The 8,140-nt window shown below is 36.6% G+C and carries 8 protein-coding genes and 1 pseudogene; 1 reads left to right on the forward strand and 8 read right to left on the reverse strand.

Annotated elements, in window-relative coordinates:
• Positions 1–232: 232 nt before the first annotated feature.
• From AB3X49_RS14355 to AB3X49_RS14380, 6 genes are all read right to left on the reverse strand, one after another.
• Positions 233–667 carry a hypothetical protein gene (locus AB3X49_RS14355; RefSeq protein WP_367962902.1) on the reverse strand — a complete coding sequence of 145 codons (435 nt, stop codon included), beginning with the start codon at positions 665–667 and terminating at the stop codon, positions 233–235.
• Between the two features lie 245 nt (positions 668–912).
• Positions 913–1,626, reverse strand: a complete 714-nt coding sequence (locus AB3X49_RS14360) for a transaldolase (RefSeq protein ID WP_367962904.1) — start codon at positions 1,624–1,626, stop codon at positions 913–915.
• A gap of 13 nt (positions 1,627–1,639) precedes the next feature.
• Positions 1,640–3,022 carry a PTS ascorbate transporter subunit IIC gene (ulaA, locus tag AB3X49_RS14365; protein ID WP_367962906.1) on the reverse strand — a complete coding sequence of 461 codons (1,383 nt, stop codon included), beginning with the start codon at positions 3,020–3,022 and terminating at the stop codon, positions 1,640–1,642.
• A 56-nt stretch (positions 3,023–3,078) separates the two neighbouring features.
• A complete protein-coding gene (locus tag AB3X49_RS14370; RefSeq protein WP_100064280.1) occupies positions 3,079–3,366 on the reverse strand; it encodes a PTS sugar transporter subunit IIB in 288 nt (95 codons plus the stop codon).
• A 21-nt stretch (positions 3,367–3,387) separates the two neighbouring features.
• Positions 3,388–5,460, reverse strand: coding sequence for a BglG family transcription antiterminator (locus tag AB3X49_RS14375; protein WP_367962908.1), 2,073 nt, complete (start codon positions 5,458–5,460; stop codon positions 3,388–3,390).
• 167 nt (positions 5,461–5,627) lie between these two features.
• Positions 5,628–6,353 carry an Rpn family recombination-promoting nuclease/putative transposase gene (locus AB3X49_RS14380; RefSeq protein WP_367962910.1) on the reverse strand — a complete coding sequence of 242 codons (726 nt, stop codon included), beginning with the start codon at positions 6,351–6,353 and terminating at the stop codon, positions 5,628–5,630.
• A gap of 454 nt (positions 6,354–6,807) precedes the next feature.
• Here AB3X49_RS14380 and hbs point away from each other — a divergent pair, with 454 nt between their 5' ends.
• Positions 6,808–7,086 carry a non-specific DNA-binding protein Hbs gene (hbs, locus tag AB3X49_RS14385; RefSeq protein ID WP_367962913.1) on the forward strand — a complete coding sequence of 93 codons (279 nt, stop codon included), beginning with the start codon at positions 6,808–6,810 and terminating at the stop codon, positions 7,084–7,086.
• 502 nt (positions 7,087–7,588) lie between these two features.
• Here the strand turns inward: hbs and AB3X49_RS14390 are convergent.
• Both AB3X49_RS14390 and AB3X49_RS14395 read right to left on the reverse strand, forming a co-directional pair.
• The gene (locus AB3X49_RS14390; protein WP_367962915.1) at positions 7,589–7,759 is read right to left on the reverse strand and encodes a hypothetical protein; all 171 of its coding nucleotides are present in this window, start codon (positions 7,757–7,759) and stop codon (positions 7,589–7,591) included.
• 92 nt (positions 7,760–7,851) lie between these two features.
• Positions 7,852–8,140, reverse strand: a pseudogene (locus AB3X49_RS14395) (hypothetical protein); the annotation flags it as partial.

The following is an 8,140-nucleotide window of genomic DNA, read 5'->3' on the forward strand; positions in this document are numbered from 1 at the left end:
CGGATAGTCCGTTCTTTTTAAAAGGAAATAATATCAGCATTCTTCTTTATTACAATAAAAAGTACAGAATATTCATTTTATTTATCGTTGAGAAAGTTTTTATCTGCGAAGGAAGGTTATTGGGTTCTGTTGCAAAGTTTTACAAGTTTACTCAATAGGCTACACTAAATTAGATGCGAAATGTATCAAGTACATTATCTTTTTCTTCTTTTCCTGAACATTACTGTCAGACTTAGAAGACAACAACTTGCTGTAGTTGTTCTAATGTACCTTGAATTTCATTTTTATGAAAAGATGCACCACGCCCGATTACCTGAACGATTTGCTGATTCTCATATTGTGGTTCTAGATACGTGATCACGAATATATCCAGATTACTAATAGGAAAATAATAAAAAATAACTTTTTTTCCAGACCATGCTAATGAATAAATTTCCTTAAATTTTTGTCTCGTAGCTTCATCTCCCAGATTTGGTGCGGTATCTAAAGTTTGTCCAACAAAGTCTTCTCTTTGTTGATGAACAGTTTGAAGTAAGGATTCATTCATATCTGTAAAAACATATTGCTCATTTACTTTTTGAAATAAAAAGTATAGAGGAGGATACTGTTTTTCATATTCGTACAATAACTCTTCTAAAAGCAAACATAAATACATTTTCAATTCCATATCTCCATTTCTCCTTTGCACATATATAACACGCCAGATTCTGAATAGTGAGAATTATTTTTTGTAGTTTTGATATTATCAAAAGCATTGAACCTTTACATAAGAAAAACAGGAGATTTAAACAAGACTCCTGTTTTTCGACGTGCAGTGAATTATAAAAATTATTTATAGTTGCATAATTGTTAGTGACAAATTCCTTATCTCATTTGATGTTAAGAAACTTTGCAACAAAACACTTAAAAGAGTTACGATAAAATCGTGTACCCCAATGCCTGAATATCTTTATTGAACATCTGAACTGTTTCTAGCGACAATAGATCTAGATTTTTGCCAACGGTTGAAAGTTTATTTAAAATTGCTGGTGTGCAGGTAATAATATCACATTGGCATTCTTCAGCTTGAAAAATATTATAAAGTTCACGAGAGCTTGCCCAAAGTAACTCTGTCCCAGCCTTCTCATGGCAAATGGCAGCTGCTTCCTTCATAATCGAAACTGGATCTACACCGGAATCAGCAATTCTTCCTGCAAACACCGAGACCACGTTATTCGTCCCTTCTATAAATGACTCAACTGTTTCTCTTACCTGTTTAAGAGTAAAAATCGCAGTAATATTTAAAGATAATCCCAAAGCTGACAGCTTTCTAATTAACGGAATAGTGGACCCTCCTTTAGAATTGGTAATGGGAATTTTGATATAAACGTTTTCTCCCCAGCTGGCAATCCTTTTGGCTTCCTCCTCCATAACATTCAAATCATCTGAAAATACTTCAAACGAAATAGGTCTATCAGGGATTTGCTTTAAAACTTCTCGCGAAAATTCTTCATAATTTTTAACACCCGCTTGTTTCATAAGGGACGGGTTAGTTGTAAAGCCTTTAATAATCCCCGATTGATATGCCTTAATCATATCCTCAATAACAGCACCATCAGCATAAATTTTAATGTTCAATTTATCCACAAAGAATCACACCTTATTTAGAAATTTGATTTGTATCCTCAGAGTTATTAATCGTAACCGACTTTGTCTTAATAAAGTTTGGAATAAACAATATTAGCACTAAAGCAGCTACAATCGCATAAACCCCGGTAGTATTAAAAAGGCTTCCAGCTTGGCCAAGTAAAATGCCTAATACGGCAAAGTCGAGGTCTCCAAAAGTGGTATTGGCAAAACCTAATTCTCCCAAAACCGGTAGTAATAACGCTGGAAGGAAAGCGAGCGCTAGACCATTAACGAAAGATCCAATCATTGCTCCCCGGCGACCACCAGTCGCGTTTCCATAGATCCCTGCTGTCGCACCACAGAAAAAGTGAGGGACAAGCCCTGGAATAATTAAAACTCCACCGGCAACCCCTAAAATAAGCATTCCGATGATTCCGCCAATAAAGCTGAAAATAAATCCTATAATGACAGCTGTTTGTGCATAGGTAAAGAATACGGCACAGTCAACAGCCGGCACCGCATTTGGAATAATTTTTGTTGCGATGCCTTGGAAGGCGGGAATTAAGTCGGCAAGAATCATCCGTACTCCGGAATAAACAATTGTAACTCCAATTGCAAACTTTAACCCGGCCATGATCGCAAATAAGTATGGCGACATTCCGCCGGATAATTCTGAAACGAAAGCTGGGCCTGCAGCAATGGCAGCAATCAAATAAAACACTACCATGGTTAATGCAGTTGAAATAGTTGTATTACGAAGAAAACCCCATTTTTCCGGAATATTCAATTTTTCCGTACTGTGATCTGGGTTCCCAACTTTTCCACCAATCCAGGCTGATAAATAATATCCCAAACTACCAAAGTGCCCCATTGCCACTTCGTCACCGTCTGTTACTTTTAAAGTATACTTTTGGCCAATGGCAGGGGAAATAGCACTCCATGCCCCAAGGATGACGCCGCCAATTACGATTAATACAGTTCCACTTAATCCCGTTGCACCTAATACAGCGGATAATAAACAAGCCATAAAGAAGCTATGATGACCAGTTAAAAATACATATTTAAATTTGGTAAAACGGGCAAAAATAATATTTAGAACCAAACCAAGTACCAAAATTGACATCGTTTCGACGCCGAGCAGCTTTTGCGCCGTTGCTACAACTGCCTCATTATTCGGTACGACACCCTTTATATGGAATCCCTTTTCGATCATTTTCCCAAGGGGTGCCAAATTAGAAACGATAAAATCTGCTCCCGCTCCTAACATGAGATAACCCAGAATAGGGCCTAACGTTCCTGTAAATATTTTATGTCCCGGACTCTTTAAGGCGACTAAACCAACAAAGGCCATAATCCCCAGAAGAAGTGAGGGCTGGGACAAAACATCCTTTAAAAATTCAAGTAAGGCTGTCATTCATGATCCCCCCTATTTCTTATTATTCAGACTATTCCACAAAAAAATATGAATGGTTATTTCGATTCCAAATCCAATTCTTTTAAAGTATCTAAAATATCTTCCTGGATTTTTTTCTTATTAATATAGCTTCGGATTACTGTGACCCTCTGACTCTTATCAAATTGTGAAGCCAATTCGTTAACGGTAACAATTAAATCGCATTGACGGCCTTTTGCTGCATTAAAATCCGATGACTCGACCATTGCGTTAATTCCGTTATCTGCACATATTTCTTCAATTTTCATTTTCAACATTAAACTGCTGCCAATTCCATTTCCACATACTGTTACAATCTTCAACATATGAATCGCCCGCCTTTCAATTTATTTTCCGTACTGTTCGATTAACGGAATAATGGAATCTATATTCTTTGCTGCAATTATTTCGAGAATATTCGTTTCCTCCTCAAGCAATTCGGTCAGCTGGCTCAAGGCCTTTAGATGTGTTTCATTATCTATTGCTGCCAAAACAATGATCAAATTCACATCTTTTTCAGGATTACCTGATTGAAATGAAACGGGCTGATCTAGTTTCAACAGGCTCATTCCTAGTTTTTTAACCCCTTCCTCAGGACGGGCATGCGGAATCGCCACTTTCGGTGCTAGAACAATGTAGGCTCCCATTTTATTGATATTGTCAACCATAGCCTCAATATAACTCGGTTCAATTGCCTGTACATCCAGAAGTGGTTGTGCCGCAAGTTGGATCGCTTTTTCCCAACTATCAGCACAATCGGCCAGCTGGATCATCTCTTTCGTTAGTAGTTCAGTTAACACTGGCTTATACCTCCCAATACTTTCCACCTTGCTTCCAATTAATAGATTAGTAATTGACGTAACAAGTCCTTTTTCATCATGTACAGTGGAAAATAATTTAATAACTTGCATTAAATTATTCACGTTAGGATGATGTGACCCCATTCCATGGAGGATGAGGTCAACTTCTTGAATAATTTTGGCTTTATCCAAAGAGGTTAATATTGGATTTACAATAATTAAGGGCTTTTTCGTCTGAAGCATGACTGTCGAAAAAACCATATCAAAATTATCCATTTTTCTATAAGCGTATTCTCTTAAAGAAATTACCCCTATCATTTCAATTTCCGGGACTAGCTTTTCAATTTGCACTTTTAGCATATTGGATGTACCTAACCCATTTGGACAGATAATAATAGCCTTTTTTCTTCTAACAGGCAGACCTTTTTCATTTAAAAATGATCCAAAATGCAAAGCAATGTAGCCAACCTCATCATCAGAAATCGGTGACTTCACTAACTCTTCAAGTTTTTTTAATGATCTTTTGACTAAAATAAACAGGTCAAAATGTTCTTCTTTAATCTTATCCAAATATGGATTGACAATAGGGACATCGAAAATTAACCGATAATAAGCAGGTTTTAAGTGAACCATTAGTGATTTTTTGGCTTGTTCACGATCAGTAAATGTTACACATGCTAGAATTTCAAATTCTAAAAGAATATCATCAATTAATCGATAAAGTTCGTTATCCGTCGGTGTTTGAAAAAGCTGATGATCATAACGAACATTCAATCCTAAAAGCTGTATCGTGAGATAGATGACCTCTTCTTCTGAAAGTTCTACCTGTAATAACCGCAATAGCTCCTTGACTGTCTTATAATCAGCAGTATCCTTTATTGTCTGGCTCACTTCTATAGGAAAAAATATCGAATGTTTTTCTTGAATTCGAATCAATAATAGAGTGAAAAATACAGTGAGTTCCTTTAATCTTTCCTCAACAAATGCCACTTGAAGATGCTCCTCAAGTTTGCTTAAAGATACAAAAGCATTCTCAAAAGCTGTATTGAACGCCCCTTCTCCTTCCCGTTCATCATAAACCTTCGCAAGAATAGACATTCCATTCGTTTGCTGCAGCACTCCGGATATGCACTTTACGACTAAAATCCGGATATTATTTTCATCACCAGAAAGATAATATCCTTCTTGACGGTTATAATTAAGGGCTGTGTGGTACCTGTTGGCCATTTCTGAAGCATCTTTAATATCAGCTAAAACCGTATTCCGACTCACGCTTAAAGAGTCTGTCAAATGATTTACAGATAGATAGTCAGCCTTTATAAAAACCTGTATCAAGATCAGCCAAGTCCGTAAATCTTGAGAAGGAATATATTCCCGGACTTTAACACTTGGGAGTAAGTTAAATCCAGCCTGTTTAATTTTTTCTTGCACAAATAAACCGGAACCACGTCTATTTGTGATTGGGGGTAATTCCTGAGCCGTTAACCAATCATTTATCTTCTGTAAATCATAATTTACCTGGCGCCTAGATGAATTTGTTTGGATTTCCAACTGCCTTATGGTAATAACTGGACTGAACAAAATAATTTTAAATAAAATTGCGGCTCTCTCATCTAACATTTTTCAACTTACCCCCTTGAACCAATTATAGTTCATTAAAATAATAGATGCGTTTTCATTGAATCCAAAATTAGTCTCTTTCAATGTACAATATTGGGTTGATTGCACCTTCATCCGGTTCTGTTTCCTTAAAAATATACGAAAGACAGTCTGCAGACTGTCTTTCGTTATGCCTCTTCTATAATTTTTTGCACTTTTTCTATCGTAAGTTCACTTGCTTGTGCAATGGTTTCGATGGGAACTTGTAAACGATGCATACCAAAAATCATTAGACATTTTCCTTGTTGGATTCCCTCTTGAAGCCATTCTTCCTTTCCTTCTTCTTTCCCTACTTCACGAGCATGTGCTAATTTGGCTTGTTCATCGAATAATACCTTTTCCCGTTCTTCATATGCTAAACGGAAGGAACTACCCTGACTCATATTTTCCAGTTTGTGGATCGATTTTTGTAACATCGGATCTTGTTTCTGCTGCCTACTCCAAAACTGTCCAATTATATGCATATCTTCATAATCAGGAAAGAGATGAAAATCTAATAAGTTAATGGCAATCGTTTTTCGAAGCGAACGATACGACATTCCTTTTTCAAGCTGAGACGTGTAGAGTTTACTCCAATAGTAAAGGGAACGTTTTATAATCTCTTGTGTATTTCTTAGTTGGATTTCGATGTTGACTTTTGTTCCGTCATTCAGTGTTGCCAGTATGGATAATTTATCTTCTTCATATTCTTTATGCAAATGCGGATCTTCAATTTTCAGCGATGCAATCGGTGTAGATAAAGACTCCTGCAAGATTGCATTTAAAAAAGAAATTAATAACTCTTCTTGTCCTTGTACACCAAATAATTGCTTAAATGCAAAATCGACTCGTAAATTCACTAAAGGTTGATTCATGGTTAGAGTCACCTTTCTATTTCGTATTCTATATGTCTATTGTAGCGAAGGATAAAGAGAAGAAGCAACCCCTGATGACTTGTTGGGTGGGGTTTATTTTGATTAATCAGTACAGTACGTGAAATTATATGATACTTCACTACAATACTAAATATAATTCTAAAAAGTTATTTTCTACTGCTTTTATCATTCAAATCCATCTAATTACTTTTAAGGTCCTGTTTGTTTTGTATAACAAATTTTATCCCCTCTGCATACAAAAACATTCCGAAGACTTCTTCTTTACCTTACAAAGGAAAAGAAAAGTCCGTTTTTTGTGGTTTTCTCCAATCCCACTTTTTCATATCTTTATCCGCCATTATTTGCAGGCTGATAGTCACACAAGCTAGCTTGCGTTGTATCTCTCATCCCTTTATACTAAAACAGTATATCTATCACAATGAGGTGTCTTATTATGAACAAAACAGAATTAGTCCAAAAAGTCGCAATGAAATCTGAAATAACGAAACAAAAAGCAAGTCTTGCTGTAGATGCTGTTTTGCAATCCATTCAAAATGCGCTACAAAATGGAGAAAATGTACAACTAATTGGATTCGGTACGTTCGAAGTACGAGAACGTGCTGCCCGTGAAGGACGTAATCCACAAACAGGGGAATCCATGGCGATTCCTGCGAGTAAGGTACCTACCTTTAAAGCGGGGAAATTATTAAAAGAAGCTGTAAAAGCTGAATAATATTTATTTAACAGTAGCATGAAATCATTAGAGTTCATGCTACTGTTTTGTTTTATAAACGAATGGCTGAAATTATATGTTGCAATATACAAGCTGTTGTTTCCTTTACAGTTACTTCCCTAGGTGGACAGAACGGACTACAGACATTAGAATCCTAAAAAGCTAAAAGTTCCGCAAGGAACAGGTCGTATTTTCTTCCACTTCATTTCAGAAAATCTCCACCTTTTGTGATTTGCTACTTCACTTCGTTTCAGTAGCAATCCCAATCCTTGCCCAACTTTTTTTGGCTCGTGAAATGGCGTCGCCAAGCCGACATACCCAAAAGCAAGTGTTTTCTCTATCGGCTTGATCTTTCCAGTATACGAGCCAAATCGCTAACCTTTCGTCCTCATACTTAGCTTTTCATCCGTTTTCACCAGACGTTTCAAACTGTGGGGCATCGTCCCCACACGACGAGCCAACCTCTACCCCAAAAGGCAAGGAAAAAGCTTTTCATCCAAATCTAAATTCGTGTTTCTCCAAACCATATAAGCATAGCATCTCTAGAAATAATCCATTCTTTTCTTGTACCATTTGGAGCTAAAAAGAATTTAATGCGCCCGTCTTCAATCATTTTGTTTAACTCTTCTTTCTGTTCTTCATTTAATGTTGGTGGACTAATTTTGTTCTTCAACGTTGCTCACAAATTTCTTGTACGATACAATCTTTATCAACCTGTATCAGAGTTGAACAGTATGGACAGTTCACTATTGCCACACTACTCTCTTATCGTTCTAAACTCACTGTAACTTCTTCTTCCATCACAATTTCTTCTTGTTTCTCCTTCACTAAATCTGCAAATTCCCCTACTTTCATTTCGTCCATAACTTCTTCTGCTATGATTGCCAACTCTTCTTTTTGATCTACAATCTTGGCTTGTTGATTTACCAGCAAAATATGAGATACTTTTTCTACTTTTGTGACAAACTCTTCCGCATTGACTTGTTCTATCCGATGAATGATTCTGTTGCAAAGTTTTTTAAATGAAGCTAAACTGTAGGGAAAATGGGCTGAG

Source organism: Bacillus sp. C30, assembly GCF_040838255.1.
In the GTDB taxonomy this organism is placed as follows: Bacteria; Bacillota; Bacilli; order Bacillales; family Bacillaceae_G; genus Bacillus_A; species Bacillus_A mycoides.

What these genes read in the sequence shown, in the direction of transcription:
- AB3X49_RS14375 (WP_367962908.1), bottom strand. Translation starts at nt 5,460, where the DNA reads ATGTTAGATGAGAGAGCCGCAATTTTATTTAAAATTATTTTGTTCAGT.
- AB3X49_RS14370 (WP_100064280.1), bottom strand. Translation starts at nt 3,366, where the DNA reads ATGTTGAAGATTGTAACAGTATGTGGAAATGGAATTGGCAGCAGTTTA.
- ulaA (WP_367962906.1), bottom strand. Translation starts at nt 3,022, where the DNA reads ATGACAGCCTTACTTGAATTTTTAAAGGATGTTTTGTCCCAGCCCTCA.
- hbs (WP_367962913.1), top strand. Translation starts at nt 6,808, where the DNA reads ATGAACAAAACAGAATTAGTCCAAAAAGTCGCAATGAAATCTGAAATA.
- AB3X49_RS14355 (WP_367962902.1), bottom strand. Translation starts at nt 667, where the DNA reads ATGGAATTGAAAATGTATTTATGTTTGCTTTTAGAAGAGTTATTGTAC.
- AB3X49_RS14380 (WP_367962910.1), bottom strand. Translation starts at nt 6,353, where the DNA reads ATGAATCAACCTTTAGTGAATTTACGAGTCGATTTTGCATTTAAGCAA.